This window comes from Paraglaciecola hydrolytica (assembly GCF_001565895.1).
In the GTDB taxonomy this organism is placed as follows: domain Bacteria; phylum Pseudomonadota; class Gammaproteobacteria; order Enterobacterales; family Alteromonadaceae; genus Paraglaciecola; species Paraglaciecola hydrolytica.
The window spans coordinates 470015-489102 of the sequence record NZ_LSNE01000005.1 but is presented as its reverse complement, the minus strand read 5'-3'; the positions used below and the strand labels follow the sequence as shown (position 1 = coordinate 489102).

Sequence of the window (19088 nt, the reverse complement as noted above, 5' to 3'; positions counted from 1 at the left end):
ATTGTCAATTGAGTGTTTTTAGCGTGGCGAGAGAAATTTGCTACTAAAGTAAAAAACTTTTAATCAAATATTGCAGGAGTTTAGTGCAAACATTATGACTAAAAATTTTAGCCTAGATTGTTTGGATACTCTTTGACATGAATCCATGTGACCCATAAATAGAATTAAAAAATAGATACATTTAAGCTAACAGACTAGTGCAAATGTTGTACTTCAAGGTAATCATCTTACTTACTGAATAAAATGACCTAGAGTATCTATCCAAACCTGAACAACTGAATCAGCAGGTTGCTTTTCTAACTCTTCATTATTAAATTCAGCCTGGTAAGCTAACCAACTTTCTATGACTTGTAGTTCAGAATCTATGATGCCGTTGCCATAAGTTGCTTTGCCAGTAGCGATGTCATTTAATATACGGCTATCAACGGAGTCTTGAAATTTTCCATGGCGATTTCGATTGGCCCCCACTTCTCTATTTATAATTAAGTTGTGGTAACTCATTTCTGCACTTTGTTTTATGTGCTCGACGAAAGTGCTGGCATCAATAAAAGGCTCAGCCACTAAAAATTCAGATTTGAGTTGTTCAATAACCGGGTTTTGCATCTTTTTCTGGTTTTTAATTTCAATGCCCAAGGCATTATTTGCACTCAGTTTAGGCGAGCCATTCATCACATTGCCGCTAAAATAGGCCTGGCCCATACTTTGAGTATTTTCAATCAGAAAAAATCTAGCATCGCCTCCAGCAGGGCCAGGTTTATATAAATTGTTAATAAAGTTAACCCGTCCATCTTCGTTACCATAGGCACTATTTTTTGCCCAGTTGTAGATCACATTGTTACGTACGTCGACTAACTCGCCTGCTGGCTCGTAATTGGGTTTAAGGCGATAACCATTAATACGCGGATTACGACTAATATGATGAGCAAGTACATTATTAATAAAGCTTGCTCGTTTACCGCCCCATATTCCACCATAACCATGACTGCCCTTAGCATGACCGGCATTATTCAGGCTTTCGCTGATAATACTGTATTGCAAAGTAAAGTCGGTATTGTTGTAAAACGAGGCGACTTCATCATTGGCCCAACTCATAGAACAATGATCAATAATGATGTTATTCAAACGTTTAGCATTAATCGCATCGCCTTGTTCTTTTGTGGAGCCAGGACGAAAGCGTAGATAGCGTATGATGACCTGACTGGCATCAATCTGGGTTTCAGCACCGCTTATCACTATGCCACCGGGTGATGTTTGCCCAGCAATAGTGATAAAATCCTCTTTGATTTCCAGTGGTTTAACTAAGTTGATAACCCCAGACACAGCAAATACCACTATGCGTGGGCCTTGCGCTTTTACAGCATAACGCAAGGTGCCAGGGCGCGCTTTTTCACTGTCTTCCAGGGAATCAACTACAATGACTCGGCCTCCTCGCCCACCTTGGGTGAATTTACCGTAGCCTTGAGCTTCCGGAAAAGCCAAAGGCCTTTCTTCAGGTGAGGCCAAAGGTTTTTCGCTTGCAGAGAATACACTGCATGAAATAAGAGCACTTAAGGCGACAATAGCCAAACAGCGCCGTATAAACACTACCACAATCTATTCGCTTGAATAAAAGCGGCCATCTCAGTTTTATCAACAATCGCACCACGGTGACCAATGACATAAGCGGCAATTTTGGCACCAAAGCCCGCGGCACTTTGCTCGTTTTGTCCAGCAAAACGCGCGGCCAGATAACCACCATTGAAGGCATCTCCTGCGGCGGTGGTATCAACCACTTTGCTGACTCGATGAGCGGGTACTATACAGTGTTGCCCTTGGGAAAATATCTGAATGCCATGTTCACCATTTTTAATCACAATCTCTTGTACACCCAAGGCAACAACGTGTTGCTGTACTTCGTTGAGGTTATTGTGACCATACAAAGTAAGATGATCATCACAGCCTGGAAAGGCGATATCTGCGAGGGCGTAAGCTTTATCTGTCCATATACGCGCACGTTCAGCTGATACCCACAACTTGGGGCGATAATTAGGATCAAAAATAATCTTACAGCCTTGCTGTTTTAGCTTATTGGCTAATTCCAACAATTTTTGTTTATCGTCATCGCTCAAAATGCCAAGGCTAATACCGGAAAAAAAGAAACTCTTTGGTGTGCCCAGTACTGTTGGGTCAAGCAAACTCAGCATTTGTTTGGCTGCAGAATCACTGCGCCAGTATGCAAAACTGCGCTCGCCTGCCTCATCGGTATTGATCGTGTACAAACCAAGGGTTTTATTGCTGCTACGCAAGGTTAGTTCGGTGGCTAAATCCTCGGCTTGCATTTGTACTAGTAGTTGTTCACTGATTTCATCACTACCAATAGCAGTTAAATATTGTATGCTTTCAACAGAGTTACAGCGCTTAAAATAGACAGCCGTATTGTAGGTGTCGCCTGCAAATGTTTGATAATAAGTTTGTTGTCCGCGACTGGACATTTCAACCATGCATTCACCAACAATAATGTGTTGTGCCATCTAATTAGTTCTCTTGTTAAAGGTTTAAAAGAATGTGGAAAAAACCAAAGGTCTTTATAAAAGACCTTCAATCACTTCATCTATATTTGTTGGATTGAGATTACTCAAAGCTAAATAGCCATTAGTAACCGCATTAACAAAGTGTTGATTAGTTGCCAGTGTTGTTGGGAAAACCTGACTTATTGCTAATAATCTTAAGACATCATCAGCCAGATTACCTGCACAATAAGCGGCTTCGCTGATAAGTTTATCCGCCAGCGGATCGACTATTTTTAAATTGGTTTTGGCCGCAGTCACTAAAAAGTGTAACCACGCCGCAACGCCCACTGCCATCAACGTAATACTATTACCTTTGGCTAAGTTATCTTGAATACTACCAAGTAATCTAAATGGCAGTTTTTGCGAACCATCCCAGGCAATCTGTGATAACAAATGGCGAATATGTCTGTTGCTATAACGCTTTAAAATGGCATCGATATAGGCATCAACATCCAACTCATCCGGTGCGTTAAAAGAGACTTTAACTTCCTCAACTAACATTGTTTTAACTAGTTTAAACAATGCTGGGTGGCTAATGCCTTCATTAACGGTTTCGAAACCGCAACGCAAACCAAGATAGGCTAAGGTTGAATGACTACCGTTAAGCAAACGAAGTTTGGCTTTTTCGTAACCACTGACATTTTGGGTAAAGGTTACACCTACTTTGTCCCACGCGGGACGTGGACCACTAAAGTGATCTTCTATTACCCATTGGGTAAAAGCTTCACGTTGAATTGGCCAGTTATCTTGTAACTGAATGGCTTCGGCGACTCTGGCACGCAGTTCATCATTACTGGCAGGTGTGATGCTATCCACCATAGTATTAGGGAAACATACATTAAGACTGATCCACTCTGCGAGTGTCTTATCTGACAGTGTGGCAAAAGCGACGATGGCTTTACCCAATTTGGCGCCGTTATCTGCTAAATTGTCGCAGCTAATGATTGTTAGTTGGTCGATGCCTTGTTGCATACGGATTTTTAAGGCCGTCGCAAGCAAAGCAATAGCAGAGCGCGGCTCTGCAGGATTAGCTAGGTCATGCACGATATCAGCATGAGCCGTATCCAACAAACCCTTACCATCAAGGCAATAGCCTTTTTCGGTAATGGTTAGACTAACAATATGAGTCGTGGCGGCCGTGAGTCTAGCCATCACTTGTTGACGTTGCTCACCTAATACCAAAACTTCTTTTATGGCGCTGATCAGCTGATAACTGGGGTTTTCATCAATTATCGCCAGGGTATACAAATTTTCTTGTTCGGCCAGTTCATCACGCACCCCCGTACTACGCATCGATACGGCACAAATACCCCAATTGCCACCAAACTCCATCGCATTGTCGGTGTAAACCGCTTGATGGGCGCGATGAAACGCGCCTGGTCCTAAATGCACTATGCCGATTTCAGCCTTGGCAGACGAAACATTATGGATGACCGAGCTTGGCAAAAGAGCCAAAGTTTGTTTATTTAAACGTTGTTTTTCCACGCTATTTGTCCACTCTATTTGTCAAGCTTGTAGGCTTTTTTAGCTAATCGGTAAGTTAAGTCAAAGGCCAGTTCAACACCCTCATCCTCATTAATTCTATGCTGAGAAATCAGCTCAGCGAGAAAACGACAATCAATTCGTCTCGCCACATCATGACGGGCAGGAATAGATAAAAACGCCCGAGTATCATCGTTAAAACCAACAGTGTTGTAGAAACCAGCGGTTTCAGTGGTTTGATGACGGAAGCGGATCATGCCTTCAGGACTGTCGTGGAACCACCACGCTGGCCCAAGCTTGAGACTTGGATAATGACCTGCAAGCGGTGCAAGCTCACGCGCATAGGTGGTTTCATCTAAAGTAAATAAGATGATGCTTAAACGTGGATCATTTCCGTATTTTTCCAGCATGGGTTTAAGGGCTTGTACATATTCTGTTTGTGAGGGGATATCCGCGCCTTTATCACGACCAAAGTTATTAAAAATAACCGAGTTATGATTACGATGAGCACCTGGGTGAATTTGCATCACCATGCCATCTTCAATACTCATGCCAGCCAGTTCTGTCAACATTTGCGCTCTGAACAATTCTTGTTGTTCTTCAGAAGATTGACCACTCAAACAAATCGCAAATAATTTTTCGCACTCAGACACCGACAAATTAGCCGTCCGTGCAGTAGGATGACCATGGTCAGTAGCCGTTGCACCTAAAGTTCGGAAGTATTCACGGCGCAATCTAAGCGCTTGTAAATATCCCGTCCATGACTGAGTATCCTGACCAGTTAATTCAGCCAGTTTTTGGATGTTTTCAACAAAGTCTTCACGGGAAGCATCAACCACATCATCAGGGCGGAAACTGGTGATCACGCGGCTTTGCATGGGGGTACCTTGCATCGCTTGATGATGGGGTAAGGTGTCCAAAGCGCCTTCTGTGGTACAGATCAATTCAATATTAAATCTGTCCATTAAAGCGCGTGGGCGAAATGCCGGCGTTGTTAACATCTCTGTGATGTGGTCATAATATAAATCAGCAGACTTTTCGTTCAACATAGTACGTAAACCAAAGACATCATGGAATACCGTATCTAACCAGATGCGTGACGGTGTGCCACGAAACAAATGATAATTTTTTGCCAGCAAATGCCAAATTTTACGTGGGTCCTGTTCAACCGTTGCACCGTCCTGACGACGTATACCTAAAGACTCTAAACTGATCCCTTGGCTATATAACATTCTGAATACATAGTGATCGGGACGAATGAGTAATTCTGAGGCATTACCAAAGGGTTCATCATAAGCAAACCAGCGAGGATCGGTATGTCCGTGGGGGCTGATGATGGGTAAATCTTTGATTTGCTCATATAAATTGCGTGCAATTGACCTGACTTTTTCATCGCTAGGGAAAAGACGATCAGGATGAAGATGTAGTGTTGTAGAGTTAACCATTAAAGGCTCCTTGTAAATTCTTTAGAGCGTTACGCCACGTTTCCAAATAGCGATTTCGCGGCATTCGTTTATTTCGTTTTTAGTTAATTGGCCAGAAGCAAAACTCAGTAATTTCTCAAAAAATTGCTCTGCACAGTCATCCATACTCACACCATCAAGTACCATGCCGGCATTAAAATCAATCCAGTGAGGTTTACGTTCGGCCAAATCGGAATTAGACGAGATTTTTACTGTTGGTACCGGAAAACCAAGAGGTGTACCGCGACCAGTAGTAAACAAAACTAAGTGGGCACCACTAGCAGCCAGTGCGGTAGACGATACCGCATCATTGCCAGGGGCTTGCAGCAACACTAAGCCTTTGCTCGTCAAAGGCTGACCATAATCCAATACCTGATTAACCGTGGCTTGGCCGCCTTTTTGAATTGCCCCAAGGGACTTTTCTTCCAAGGTAGTTAAACCGCCCGCTTTATTGCCAGGAGAAGGATTTTCATAAATAGGCTGATTGTGATCAATAAAATATTGTTTAAATTCATTAACTAAATCAACAATTTGACTAAAAGTTTGTTGATCTTTGGCGCGATTCATTAAAATTTGCTCGGCACCAAACATTTCGGGGGTTTCGGTCAATAACGCGGTACCACCTTCGAGGGTAATGCGATCAGCCATGCGCCCTACCAAAGGATTGGCAGTGATACCACTAAAGGCATCTGAACCACCACATTTCATGCCAAGCACTAATTCACTGGCGGGACAATCAACGCGTTTATCCTGTGCTAACAAGGGCAGCATTTCTGCAATCGCCGCCACACCGGTTTCTATCTCATCACCGACCTGTTGGGAATTATAATATTTCACTCTGTTTTTATCATAATCACCCGCGGCATCAAGCAAAGCTGCCATCTGGTTGTTTTCACAACCTAAACCAACAACTAAAACAGCACCAGCGTTAGGATGGTTTAGCAATGAGGCTAAAATTGCACGTGTATCTTTTAAATCATCACCGAGTTGTGAACAACCATAAGGATGAGTAAAGGCCACAAAAGCATCGGCCTGACCAAAAAAGCGCTGACTGCAAATTTGTGCAATTTTTTCGGCCGTACGATTTACACAACCCACAGTATTGATGATCCATACTTCATTGCGGATCCCCACTTTGCCGTTGGCGCGACGAAAACCCTTAAAACTAGCGTTCTGTAATTTGTGAGTGGCATTGCTTAAACTGGGTAAATAATTATATTGCTGACCATCACTTAAATTGGTTTTCAAATTATGGCTATGCAGGTGCTGCCCTGCTTTCACATCCACCTGAGTATTACCTATTTCAAAGCCGTACTTCATGACTTTGTTTTGGGCGGCAATATCAACTAAGGCAACTTTGTGGCCTTTCGGGATTGCCTCTAACAACTCAAGGTTAAACTCTGTAAAACGTTCTCCACATGCAAGATCTCGGGTTGCTACTGCAACGTTATCGTTAGTGTGGATTTTTAATAAGGCCTTCATTTTTCTGCTCTCACATACTGACCAAATCTTTGGCCAACAAAGGAATATCTGCTACCAACACATGGTTCAGCTTTAATTGCTTAACGTGCTCAACCACATGGGCATTCTTGACTTGTTTAAACTGACAGTTATCTAAGGTCAGCCCAACAATCGGTGCACGCTCAAAACCTTTGATAAACAAGGCATGATTTGCATTTTCAACGGTAAAATTACTGATATTGATGTCTCTGACCACTGGATCAAATTGTCCGGCGTCGCCTTCTTCATACAAAAAATTAATCACGATGGCATCTTTAACCTGACCCACATTAACGTTTCGAACGTTAATGTTTTCGATTAAACCGCCTCTGATTGAGTTGGTTTTAATACGAATGGCTCGCTCGAGTTCAGGACTGCTCATCACACTGTCTTCCATGAAGATATTTCTCGCACCACCGGATATTTCACTACCGATAACTAAACCACCATGACCATCTTTCATTTGGCAATTTTTGACTAGTACGTTTTCAATGGGAGTTTTTAACCGCCGTCCATCAACGTTACGGCCCGATTTAAGTGCGATGCAATCGTCGCCGGTATCAAAAATGCAATCTTCAATTAGCACTCGGTTACAAGATTCAGGATCGCAACCATCGTTGTTTGGACCGTGACTACGACAGGTTACGCCTCTAACTATTACGTCTTCACACAACACCGGATGAATGAGCCAAAACGGTGAATTGATCACTGTAATGCCTTGAATTAATACCCGCTTGCAGCGATAAGTTTGTAAAAATGCAGGTCGTAAAAACGAGCCATCCGCATAGACACGTTGCTCTACGGGGACACCGGCTTCGGCGTCAGCAAATAGTTGGGTTCTGGCAGGTTTTTGACTTAACTCTTCTGGGTCGATGCGCCAATGGGCTTCTTTATGAGGTCCTTTCCATGGCCACCAAGTTTCATCATCAGCCCCCCCGTCTATCGTACCTTCCCCCGTTACCGCGACATTTTCTTGCTCGAAGGCATAAATTAAGGGGGAATACCCCATTAACTCTACGCCTTCCCAACGGGTCATAACGGCAGGAAGATAACGTTCAGGCTGCGTAATAAAACGGATAACGGCATCTTTTTGGATATGCAGATTAACATTGGATTTTAAATGGATAGCAGCACTTAAATAATTACCTGAGGGAACAATAACTCGGCCACCACCGGCCTGATGACAAGCCGCAATTGCTTGAGCAAATGCCTCGGTATTATCATGTTGAGCGTCCGCTACGGCACCGTAATCAAACACATTAAAATCAACATCAGCAAAAGTAGTCGTTTGAATGCTCTGACGAATTTGTGCAGCTTGTAGCCATTTATCCTGTATAACTTGACTAGAAGTATTGTGATGAACAACACAGCCAGGCAATACCGTAACTATACAGCTTGCTAATGCGGTTTTAAGAAATCCTCGCCTTTGCATAATTACTTTCATCCTCTTTTGTTAATTCTTAAATTTGTTCGCAATCACTTAAAACAATTCACTCTTATATGGCAAACCAATTGTCAAATCACTTGCCATCCATACCCAAACATATTGCCACCGGTGGCAATATATAATTATAAGGTACTCACGTCAATTAAACCCATACCTTGCTTACGTTTTTTTAACAAAAAATGTTGTCGTAACCGCCAGATGAATAGCTAAATCATCTTAGGTCAATATTGCTACTGTTAATCCACTGCAGTTGGCGCACTTGTTGATTCACGAATAATTAAATGAGGTTTAACTAAAAACTCTTTATCAACACTTTCAACGATATTTTTTTCAACGGACTGAATAATTTTATGGGCTGCTAATGAAGCCATTGCCCCTACGGGTCTTTGAATAGTTGTTAATGAAGGGATAATTCTGGATGCCAATATGTTGTCATCAAACCCCGCTATTGATAGTTGTTCTGGGACTTTAATACCCAATTGATGAGCCACCCTTAACACCCCTGCAGCCATTTCATCATTGTTGGCAAATATTGCGGAAGGTCGGTCGGCAAGCTGCAATAGTTGTTGAGCGCCGTCCTGACCGCTCTGATAACTATTTTGTCCTTCGACCACCTTGGCCTCATCTAAACCTATCCCCAATTGCACAAGGGTATTGCGAAAACCTTCAAGTCGTTCGATTGAGGAATAATAATTTAATGGACCAGTAATAAACCCGATGTTTTTGTGGCCTAAAGATACGATATATCGTGCCATTTCACTCATGGCAGCACGCTCATCAGACACCACAATATTGGTATGATCATCTAAATCAACCGATGCCATTCTTACATAACAATGCCCGGCCTCACGCAAGGCTGCCGCAAGATCTTTTGATTCCGACACAGGTGGCAATACAATCACACCATCAATGTTCGAACGACGGATAAAACTCAGACAATTCTTAACCAAATCGGTACTGTTATACTTGCAAGGATGAACAACCAGTTCGTAACCTTTACTCGAACAAATATTTAATACTCCACGCTGCACCTGATCGATATAAAGTGCATCCGGGTTATCGTAAATTAGGCCAAGCAAATAGGAGCGACTCGACGCCAGTCCTCTCGCCTGTTTATCTGGTGAATAATCTAAACGATCAATTACCTGCTGAATAAGTTCCAACGTTTTTGGACCTACATTTGTAGAACCATTAATAACCCGAGACACAGTACGTTTTGACACGCCCGCTTCTCTGGCGACATCATTTATCGTTGGCTTTTTTTCACTCATTATTTTTCCTAAATTACGATCAGGTAATTACACATTTAAGTACATTAAATTAATGATATCAGTTAAGCCTAAGTATTTGGTATTTATGATAATCATCCGACTTTTATTCTTTGTTCCGCGGCTAACTGGTAGGTGTCTTTATAAATCGCACAAGCTGCTTCTTTTACTTGTGCAGCCATCGCAGGAATTTGCGACTTACTGAATGACGTGGCAGGCGCCGTTATACCTACTGCCGCAACGACAACACCACGATTATCTCGCACAGGGGCGGCAACACATCTTACATCCATATTATATTCTTGATCATCAACGGCATAACCTAATGCCATGACACCCTGTAGTTCTTTGCGCAAACTGGGAATATCACTAATGGTTTTGCTGGTTAACTTTTCTAATTCTTTGCTCTCAAACATCAAGTCCAAGTTGTCATAATACAAAAAGGCTAAAAACACTTTACCCGTTGATGAACAGTGCATTAAGGCCCGCATACCGGGACGACTCGCGACTTTTAAGGGATGAGGGCTGTCAAACACTTCAACGATCAAAGCAGTACCATGGTGAGGCACAGCCAAATGCGCAGTATGGCCTGTTTTTAAGGCTAAACGTTGTATATGAGGAATAGCAATCTGATGCATGCGGTCTGAATTAATGATTTGCAAACCGATATTCATTAAATCTGCACCACAAAAATATTTTTTCTCACGTTTTTCAATCATTTGTTGTGCACACAAAGTGCGTAACAATCTGAATACCGTCGTACGTGGCAACGCCAAGGCAATTTCTATCTGTTGTGAGGTCATCCCTTTGTCATGTTTAGCCAACATTCTGATGAGATCACAGGCGTGCACCACGCCCGGAATTAAATAACGTTCCATAAATTATAATCCTAACCAACGAGGGAAAGCTTCACTTACCCAAGGTACATAAGTCACCAACATCAATACGACAAACATGGCGAAATATAAGGGAATGAGTGGTTTGATAATATTCTCCAGTTTGGTTTTAGCAATAGCGCAGGTCACAAAGAGGACTGCTCCCACGGGCGGAGAGCACAAACCAATCGACAGATTTAATACCATCATGATACCAAACTGTAAAGGCGACATACCAAGCGCCATAGCAACAGGCAAAAATATAGGAGTAAATATTAATACTGCCGGTGTCATATCCAAAAATGCGCCTACCACAATTAATACAATATTGATCAACAATAAAATAATGATGGGGTTGTCACTCAAGGCCAATAAAAAGTCACTGAAGGTTTGGGGAATATTTTCAAATGATAGTAACCACGACATTGCAGTGGAAGAACCAATTAACAACAATACGATGGCGGTGGTTTCAGCGGATTTTAACAACAAAGCAGGAAACTCGCTCATTTTAACTTCGCGATAGACGCCCATGGATAAAAACATCGAATAAAATACCGCGATAGCACCTGCTTCGGTGGCAGTAAAAATACCGCCGATGATGCCACCAATGACCAAAAATATAAGAAACAAACTAGGGATAGCAGCAAGACAGCATTTAGCCACCACTCTTAAGGGTAATCTGGCGCCGGTAGGATAACCTTTACGCTTTGCGTAAATCATGCACACGACCATTAGCGCCAGACCGACCATAATGCCAGGCAAATAGCCCGCCATAAATAAAGCGGCAATTGAAACACCGCCACTGGCGATAGCATAGATAATCAAAATGTTACTGGGCGGAATTAACATGCCTGTGGTGGCGGCGGCCGCGGTTACCGCAGCAGAAAAATTAGGATCATAACCCTGCTTTTTCATCTCGGGTAACATAAAACTACCGATGGCCGAGGTGGCGGCTACGGCAGAGCCCGAAATGGCACCAAACAACATACAAGAAACCACGTTAACCAAGGCGAGTCCACCGGGAAGAGCTCCAATGAGTGCCATCGCAAATTCAATAAGCCGTTTAGCAATGCCTCCTTGCCCCATAATAAGGCCAGACAAGACAAAAAATGGAATGGCTAACAAGGCAAAACTGTCTAAACCGCCCGCCATGCGCTGAGCAATAGTGGTGACCGCTGGGGTCAAGTCCATGCTCATTAACATGGTGACTAAAGTGGCGATACCGATGCTAAAAGAGATAGGTACACTTAAAATCAACAGGATAAAAAATACTAACAGTAATACAAAAGCTGTCATGCCCATTACACTGACTCCTGTGTCGCACTTTCAATCAATTTTCCATTGAATATTTCACTCAGATTAACCAGCGAATAAAGAATGAGTAAGCCCCCAGAAATGGGTAAGACCATATAAACAATGCCCATATTAATGCTAAGGGCTGCGGATATCTGTTTGAGCTCTAGGGTTAAATCTACTAACTCATAACCACCAAAAACCAGCACCAAAGCGGAAAATACAATCACCAAAAGTTGAATTAATACCAGCGTAGCTTTTTTAGTATTTGCTGACATTTTATCTAATACGATATTCAAACCTAGATGGCTATTAGTACGATAGGCATAAACCGCTCCTAACATACCGACCCAAATCAGTAAAAAACGGGCTAGCTCTTCTGTCACTGAGCTAGGATCTTTTAACATGTAACGAGAGATGACCTGCCAACTGACACATAACAGAATGCAAGCCATCACCGTCATTAGGGCTAAGGCCAGTGTTTTATCTAAATACTTAATAAGTGAATTCATTGGTGTGCCTACATTTGATCAATTTGTTGCATGATTTTGCCTACTTCAGTCCCAGCAAAAGACTGATGGAATTCTTTGACGGCGTCGCGGAACAACTGTTTGTCAGGATAAATAACCTCAACACCGGCTTCTTTTACCGCAGCTAAGGCTTCATCAGAGGCTTGTTGCCACAATGTCTTTTGATACTCAACTGAGTCTGCCATGGCCATACTCAGCCAATTTTGTTGTTGTGCTGTGAGTGAATCCCACACTTTTAAACTAGCTAACATCACATCGGGTACCGAGGTATGTTCATCTAAGGTGTAATATCGGGATATTTCATAGTGACGAGACAGGTAATAACTAGGTGGATTGTTTTCAGCCCCATCTACTACGCCTTGTTGCAATGCAGTATATAACTCGCCCCAAGACACTGGCGTGGCAGCGCCACCTAATGCTTTAACAGTACGCACAGCGGTTGGGCTGTTAAGCACGCGGATCTTTTTACCTTGTAAATCAGCCGGTGAATGAACCGGTGCATTAGTCGTGTAAAAACTGCGGCTACCCGCATCGTAATACCCCAATCCTTTTAGACGCACATTTTCAGTACCTTTTAACAATGCTTTACCTAAATCGCTGTTAAGGACTTTCCAAAAATGGTCTCTGTCACGAAATACATAAGGGATACTGAATAACTGCATTTCAGGCACAAATCCTTCTAGCGGACTGGCCGATACTTTGGTCATGGCCAAACTGCCAATCTGCAGCAGTTCAACCATTTGTCGTTCCGAGCCTAACTGACTACTGGGATAGATAAGAACTTGCATACTTCCGTTGGAATAAAAATCAAGGCGCTCCCCTAAATGCACCATGGCTTTATGCACCGTATGTTGGGTATCTAAAGAATGGCCTAAGCGCAAAATAACGGTATCGTTCGTTTTGCTACAGGCACTTAAGGTCAGTACCATTCCTACCACTGTGGTTATTCCAACTAGCGAGCTCAATCCAAATAATGAACGTCTGCCGCCAAGCCTGAAGTACTTCATAAGTCTATCTCCAGTTATCAGTTATTAACGCAATTGGTTAGGCTGATATTTATCCATATCATCATAATCAAGGTTTTCGCCGGCCATGCCCCAGATAAAGGCATAATTACCCGTACCTACACCACAATGAATTGACCAAGGTGGAGAGAGTACTGCACTTTCATTTGTCACCCATAGATGACGAGTTTCTGTAGGCTCCCCCATAAAATGGCAAACCGCTTGGGGAGAGGCGATATCAAAATAGAAATACACTTCGTTACGCCTGTCGTGCTGATGAGCAGGCATGGTATTCCATACACTGCCCTGCGCTAAACGGGTTAAACCCATTTGCAACTGGCACGTTTGCACGACGGTATTGATCAATAATTGATTGATATCACGCTCATTGGAGGTGGCCTGACTGCCCATATGTAAGACATTAGCGTCAGTTTTCCCGATTTTTTTATGCGGGAACGCGTGATGTGCTGGCGCAGAATTTAAGTAGAAACGAGCAGGGTTACTCTTATCTGTCGAGTTGAAAGTCACAGACTCTGTAGTTTGGCCAATGTACAGTGCCTCCTCTTTAGCCAAGGTAAAAGACTGCTCACCAACGGTAACCGTGCCTTCGCCACCCACGTTAATAATACCGAGTTCTCGACGAGCTAAAAACTCGGCAGATTTAAGCGCGTCAATGGTTTCTAATTTTAACGATTGAGTAACGGGCACGGCGCCCCCCACCATAAAACGTTCATAGTGGCTGTATACCCAATAAATCTTGTCGTTTTGCATACAGTTTTCGACTAAAAACTCCCGTCTAAGCGCTTGAGTATCGTAGCCTTTTGCTTCGCGTTGCCCGATGGCATAACGCACTTCGTATTCAGTAGTCATCTATACCTAGTCCTTATCTTGCTAACCAGCCGCCATCAACGGCCAGAATGTGGCCATTAACATAATCGCTGGCTTTACCGGCTAAAAATACTGCTGCCCCTTGCAAATGCTCAGGTTCGCCCCAGTATCCTGCTGGAATACGTTGGGTAATTTCTTTATTGCGTACTTCATTGCTTTGTAAGGCCGCGGTGTTATCTGTTTTGAAATAACCCGGAGCGATGGCGTTAACTTGAATATTAAACTGCGCCCATTCATTGGCTAAGGCTTTAGTCACACCAGCAATGGCATGTTTACTGGCGGTATACGCAGGGACTGTCATGCCACCGCTGAAAGACAACATAGACGCGATGTTAATAATTTTGCCGCTTTTATTGGCAATCATGTCCTTGCCAACTTCTTGGCTCAACAGAAACGCGGAATCTAAATTGACTTGTAATACTCTGCGCCATTCTGGCATAGAATACTCAACAGCTGGTTGACGAAATATGGTTCCACCATTATTAACTAAGATGTTAATGCCACCGGATATTGAGCGGGCCTCAGCAGCCAATTGACGCACAGCATCTTCATTGGATAAGTCTGCCGCCAATGCGAAGCCTTTCACCCCTTTGCTGATAATTGCCGCTAAAGTTTCATCACAACCATTAGCACGTGAACTGGCACAAATTACATTCGCTCCTGCCTCTGCCAAACCAATGGCAATGGCTTGGCCTAAACCACGACTAGCACCAGTTACCAATGCCCATTTATGTTCTAAAGAAAACGCCGACAAATTCATTAGTTTTTACCTTAAGTTAATTATGAGCTTCTAGTATGACCCTAACGCAAAATGATTGACGAGAACTTTAGTTCATATAACAACACAATGTTCCAGATATGAATATTGCATGATTTTTAGAACATCATCAAATTATTAGGGCAACTTACAAACCACATCAAGTTAACAATATACTTACAATAGATAGGGATTCTTTGCCACCGGTGGCAAATTGTCAACTATTTTCTAACTATGAGGTGTATTTTAAGTAGAACCGCAACATGTAAAGCTAAAATGGTAAATAGTTTGATGCTTAAAACTTAAGTTGGAATGGTGAGATAAAAAACTAAAGTTCAAAAAATGTTAACCAACTATCGATTTGCCTCCCTGTTCTATTTAATACAGAATCAACAATACGCTGAGCTATAGGATCTCTTTGCCATGGCTTGGCACCCACTTTATTTAATAGCTTTACCTCAACTTGGGAAGCACGAAAATGATTTGAAGCCTGTAGGCCAAACAGGGGGCAGTCAGATTAGTGATGCAACCTTGACTGGGTGGCGTGGATTTACCCATAAGATTAAGTACTTGATTATCATGAAGATAAACATCTCCTTGGTAAGCAACCTCGCTAGCAAGATTAGTGACTTTTATAAATTGGCCGCTTTGTACACCTAGTGAATTTAAACCAAAGCTTTTATTATTACTGTTTGCTCTACAAAGACCCCAGCCATTAACAGATACAACACAAAATACAGCGATAAACCTGCGAAGAAACTAGACATAACATTATGTTCCATCAAATAGTATAAGATCTGAACTGGACATTCTTGTCAGACTCACACCATTGGTGTGCCGCGTTTACACAGTTGAATTGAAAAACCCCAGGGGTCTTTAAGCATTTTTAGATGAGAGCCATCTTTTAACTTAACGTCGTCAACAACACGCGCACCTGCTGATACTAATCTTGCCGCATCGGCCTCAGGATCCACAGAAACAAAGGCCAGATGCACGATAAGTGGATCCATATTGGCATAATCAGGAACTTGATCGGCCGGATTACAATAAATTTCGATCATCACCTTGTCTGTTTCGTCTGCCAAGAAATGTGTATGTGGCGCACGATCAAATTTATGTTTTACGCTAAAACCTAAGTGCTCACAGTACCAATCAGCGATGGCGATAGGGTCTTTAACGTTAAACGCAAAATGTTCAATTCTCATATACAGTCCATTCCCTTAAGTCATAGAGGCTTAAGTAATTCAGCAATTTGAATACCACTTAATATAAAGGCAAAATTACCTTTGATGTCATTAGTCCAAACGGGTTCGGACATATAGTATTGATAACTACCATCACGCCCAAAGCCTAAACCCGCCACATAACACTGATTGGTCATGCTCACGCTACCATCTGCATGTACTAAGGTAAATTCATTAATCAAACCTTGATAGGCTTCTAGTGCTACTGCACGATAACTCTCATCGAGATAACCTTTATTAACTGCTTTTGCAAAAAAGTAAGTAAACATGGCAGACGCTGAGGATTCACGGTAATTACCAATAGCCTCTGGTTTATCCATAACCTGCCACCAAGTATGAGTTTGCTGGTCTTGAAACTTGACTAAGCTCACCGCTAGTTCCGTGATCATATCGAGCAATACTTTGCGTTGTTCGGTATTTTGCTCAGGAATAAAATCTAAAGTATCGACTAAAGCCATTGAAAGCCAGCCAACTCCCCGCCCCCAGAATATGCCAGATAAACCCGTGTCTTTGTTAGCCCAGACCTGTTGTTTATTTTCATCCCAGGCGTGGTAATAAAGCCCGGTATCAGCATCGCGTAAATATTTACGGGTTAATCTAAATTCATTAATGACTTCATCAAAACTATGACCCTCTTCAAACATGGCTGAATATTCAGCTAAAAAAGGCATGCCCATATACACACCATCAAGCCATAATTGACCTGTGTACTTTTTCTTGTGCCAAAAGGCACCTTCACTGGTTTTAGGTTGAGAAGCGAGTTGCTCACGTAATATGTCAGCGGCTTTGCGATATTTATCTTCACCCGTTTGTTGATAGAGTCTAAGTAAAGCCATGCCCGGCGCTACACTATCAATATTGTAACTATCAAATGAATATGCTTGTATACCACCATCATCTTGAATAAAGGTTGACGTTACTTTATACAACACATCGCTGTAACTTTTATTACCAGTGGCTTTAGCCAATTCATCGTAACTTTGTGGATAAAGACCTACGATGTCATATTCAAATTTAGGTTTGCGCTGGCGGTTAACGTCCCAACCATCATGGGCATAACTTAAGGTTTTTCTATGTAGTTCAGCATCAGCTAACCTGACACTCCAGTCTAAGGCTACATTTGCAGCCAAGGTTTGCTCTTGTAGTTTGGTGGATGCTGTTGTTGTTAATCTCAACCTTGGTTTGATGGTGAGTTTTTCAGCTTCTTGTTTAAGATAAACCTCAAAATCTTCCGCAGAATCGATACCACTTTCAGGCTGCCAAACAGCGGCAAAATAATACTCTAACTCTTGTGCATGTGGTTTTTCAGCGGTAGGACGTCCCAGTGGGTTAACGACAGCAAGGTAGTTTTTATCATCCTCGGTAATATCTTGTAGATATTCTTGGCGAAAAAACACCGCCATACCCAAGTTCTCGCCATCTAAACTCTGCTTTCCCCAGCTTGCAATATAGGAATAGGCTTTACCGGTAATATCGATGTTACCTTTAATAAACGTCGTATCGGGATGTTTGACGACACCAATAGCCATAGCATCAAGGGCTTTGCTTAGATCCAAGTTGACTTTAACTAAACGGCTGCCACCTTGCATAGAAAAATGCGCGCTAAAATCTTGTTTGCCAACAGTGCTTTCCCAGCCTTTATAATCAATAGTAAAGGATGAGCGGAGATCGCCATTTTCATTAATAGTGGCAGTTAAACCATCTGTTTTGTCTACTAAAGACAGAGCATTGTTGTGCCACAAACCAAAACCGCCGGCGCCTAACGAGCTACCTACTTTTAAGATATCCATACCCCAAGCTTCTTTATGATGGTAAGACTCATAACCATCTAAGCCAACGTTCTGCAAGACAGGTTTGTCTACCAACTTGCCAAAAATATCGAAGCCATTACGCCAGTCCAAATATATGCGATAGCCCACCTTATCAGATTCTATGCCAGGACCTTCGTAGCGGATCCAGTTGGAATGGTCGGTATAATGCTTTGGAGGACTGATAGAGTTTACGTTTTTAAATTGCCCACCAACATATTCTTGAAACGCCGTATCAGGTAGTTTGCTATGCGCAACCCAGCTTCCACCTTCCTTTAATGAAATCTCTGCTTGAGTTAATTTAACGCCATTTAACGAAGGTGCTTTATCAGACTGTAAAATTTTATACGACTGATTTTGACCTTCAGTAAAGTCACTTAAAAATAGCAGTCCATCATTTTTTCCATCAAAATCATTATCGATGTTTTGTGACGGGATCGTTTTGCCTTGAGCAACAACCTCAAGTTGAGGAATAGCATCCTGTGCTAAACCTAAGTCGTAATAACTTACATAAACAGCTTGTTGCAAACGGCTAAACTGAGAAGGATTGCTTAATTCAAGTTGCGCGACAACAGTCTTATCTGGATTGCTTTTGGCATTATCTTCAAGCCGAGGGTCTTTAGCCTGACCGCACCCCGCTAAACCGAAGCAAGTGCTTAACAATAAAACACTGGTTGTTTTAACATTGAAATGATTCATCTAAGAAAACTCCAAAATAAGCGACTAACACTTTTATATTTGGCTATTGGCTTCATGCATCAATATCCAACCAGCGTAGTAAAAAGTAAATTATGTAACATTGTCTGCGATCAATAAACCGCCAACCTAATGCCACCGGTAGCATAAAAAGCTAACATTCAGCCCTTGAACTTGTCAATTAAATATAGAAAGTCTGTGCATAGATTTAACAAGCAATCTTACCTAAAGGCATATTTTTACACTCAATAGCATTGGGTTTAATGGTAACCCTGTGATGTATT

General features: G+C 42.3%; 15 protein-coding genes. All 15 read right to left on the bottom strand.

Annotated features, from left to right (window positions below):
- Positions 1–231 precede the first annotated feature (231 nt).
- Positions 232–1566, bottom strand: coding sequence for a pectate lyase family protein (locus AX660_RS10090; RefSeq protein WP_131811781.1), 1335 nt, complete (start codon positions 1564–1566; stop codon positions 232–234).
- Positions 1567–1583: 17 nt separating this feature from the next.
- Positions 1584–2510 carry a sugar kinase gene (locus AX660_RS10085; RefSeq protein WP_068376096.1) on the bottom strand — a complete coding sequence of 309 codons (927 nt, stop codon included), beginning with the start codon at positions 2508–2510 and terminating at the stop codon, positions 1584–1586.
- A gap of 54 nt (positions 2511–2564) precedes the next feature.
- Complete coding sequence (locus AX660_RS10080; RefSeq protein WP_068376094.1) at positions 2565–4034, bottom strand: mannitol dehydrogenase family protein; 1470 nt, start codon at positions 4032–4034, stop codon at positions 2565–2567.
- Between the two features lie 14 nt (positions 4035–4048).
- Positions 4049–5476, bottom strand: a complete 1428-nt coding sequence (gene uxaC, locus AX660_RS10075; RefSeq protein WP_068376092.1) for a glucuronate isomerase — start codon at positions 5474–5476, stop codon at positions 4049–4051.
- A 21-nt stretch (positions 5477–5497) separates the two neighbouring features.
- Positions 5498–6976 carry a UxaA family hydrolase gene (locus AX660_RS10070; RefSeq protein ID WP_068376090.1) on the bottom strand — a complete coding sequence of 493 codons (1479 nt, stop codon included), beginning with the start codon at positions 6974–6976 and terminating at the stop codon, positions 5498–5500.
- A gap of 10 nt (positions 6977–6986) precedes the next feature.
- The gene (locus tag AX660_RS10065; RefSeq protein WP_235594709.1) at positions 6987–8426 is read right to left on the bottom strand and encodes a glycoside hydrolase family 28 protein; all 1440 of its coding nucleotides are present in this window, start codon (positions 8424–8426) and stop codon (positions 6987–6989) included.
- A 251-nt stretch (positions 8427–8677) separates the two neighbouring features.
- A complete protein-coding gene (locus AX660_RS10060) occupies positions 8678–9715 on the bottom strand; it encodes a LacI family DNA-binding transcriptional regulator (RefSeq protein WP_407669387.1) in 1038 nt (345 codons plus the stop codon).
- 89 nt (positions 9716–9804) lie between these two features.
- Positions 9805–10587 (bottom strand): IclR family transcriptional regulator, encoded by a 783-nt coding sequence (locus AX660_RS10055; RefSeq protein ID WP_068376084.1) that lies wholly within the window; start codon positions 10585–10587, stop codon positions 9805–9807.
- A gap of 3 nt (positions 10588–10590) precedes the next feature.
- Positions 10591–11886 carry a TRAP transporter large permease gene (locus tag AX660_RS10050; protein ID WP_068376083.1) on the bottom strand — a complete coding sequence of 432 codons (1296 nt, stop codon included), beginning with the start codon at positions 11884–11886 and terminating at the stop codon, positions 10591–10593.
- Entirely contained in the window at positions 11886–12389 is a 504-nt protein-coding gene (locus tag AX660_RS10045; protein WP_068376082.1) for a TRAP transporter small permease, read from the bottom strand. The genes AX660_RS10050 and AX660_RS10045 overlap by 1 nt, the downstream gene beginning before the upstream one ends.
- 8 nt (positions 12390–12397) lie before the next feature.
- Positions 12398–13372 carry a TRAP transporter substrate-binding protein gene (locus AX660_RS10040; RefSeq protein ID WP_407669386.1) on the bottom strand — a complete coding sequence of 325 codons (975 nt, stop codon included), beginning with the start codon at positions 13370–13372 and terminating at the stop codon, positions 12398–12400.
- Between the two features lie 66 nt (positions 13373–13438).
- On the bottom strand, positions 13439–14281 hold the full coding sequence (kduI, locus tag AX660_RS10035; RefSeq protein ID WP_068376079.1) for a 5-dehydro-4-deoxy-D-glucuronate isomerase: 843 nt from the start codon (positions 14279–14281) through the stop codon (positions 13439–13441).
- 13 nt (positions 14282–14294) lie between these two features.
- Complete coding sequence (locus tag AX660_RS10030; protein ID WP_068376077.1) at positions 14295–15059, bottom strand: SDR family oxidoreductase; 765 nt, start codon at positions 15057–15059, stop codon at positions 14295–14297.
- An 818-nt stretch (positions 15060–15877) separates the two neighbouring features.
- Positions 15878–16261, bottom strand: coding sequence for a VOC family protein (locus tag AX660_RS10020; protein WP_068376073.1), 384 nt, complete (start codon positions 16259–16261; stop codon positions 15878–15880).
- Between the two features lie 20 nt (positions 16262–16281).
- A complete protein-coding gene (locus AX660_RS10015; RefSeq protein WP_068376071.1) occupies positions 16282–18807 on the bottom strand; it encodes a glycoside hydrolase family 88 protein in 2526 nt (841 codons plus the stop codon).
- Positions 18808–19088 lie beyond the last annotated feature (281 nt).

What these genes read in the sequence shown, in the direction of transcription:
- AX660_RS10085 (WP_068376096.1), bottom strand. Translation starts at nt 2,510, where the DNA reads ATGGCACAACACATTATTGTTGGTGAATGCATGGTTGAAATGTCCAGT.
- uxaC (WP_068376092.1), bottom strand. Translation starts at nt 5,476, where the DNA reads ATGGTTAACTCTACAACACTACATCTTCATCCTGATCGTCTTTTCCCT.
- AX660_RS10070 (WP_068376090.1), bottom strand. Translation starts at nt 6,976, where the DNA reads ATGAAGGCCTTATTAAAAATCCACACTAACGATAACGTTGCAGTAGCA.
- AX660_RS10065 (WP_235594709.1), bottom strand. Translation starts at nt 8,426, where the DNA reads ATGCAAAGGCGAGGATTTCTTAAAACCGCATTAGCAAGCTGTATAGTT.
- AX660_RS10055 (WP_068376084.1), bottom strand. Translation starts at nt 10,587, where the DNA reads ATGGAACGTTATTTAATTCCGGGCGTGGTGCACGCCTGTGATCTCATC.
- AX660_RS10050 (WP_068376083.1), bottom strand. Translation starts at nt 11,886, where the DNA reads ATGGGCATGACAGCTTTTGTATTACTGTTAGTATTTTTTATCCTGTTG.
- AX660_RS10045 (WP_068376082.1), bottom strand. Translation starts at nt 12,389, where the DNA reads ATGAATTCACTTATTAAGTATTTAGATAAAACACTGGCCTTAGCCCTA.
- kduI (WP_068376079.1), bottom strand. Translation starts at nt 14,281, where the DNA reads ATGACTACTGAATACGAAGTGCGTTATGCCATCGGGCAACGCGAAGCA.
- AX660_RS10030 (WP_068376077.1), bottom strand. Translation starts at nt 15,059, where the DNA reads ATGAATTTGTCGGCGTTTTCTTTAGAACATAAATGGGCATTGGTAACT.
- AX660_RS10020 (WP_068376073.1), bottom strand. Translation starts at nt 16,261, where the DNA reads ATGAGAATTGAACATTTTGCGTTTAACGTTAAAGACCCTATCGCCATC.
- AX660_RS10015 (WP_068376071.1), bottom strand. Translation starts at nt 18,807, where the DNA reads ATGAATCATTTCAATGTTAAAACAACCAGTGTTTTATTGTTAAGCACT.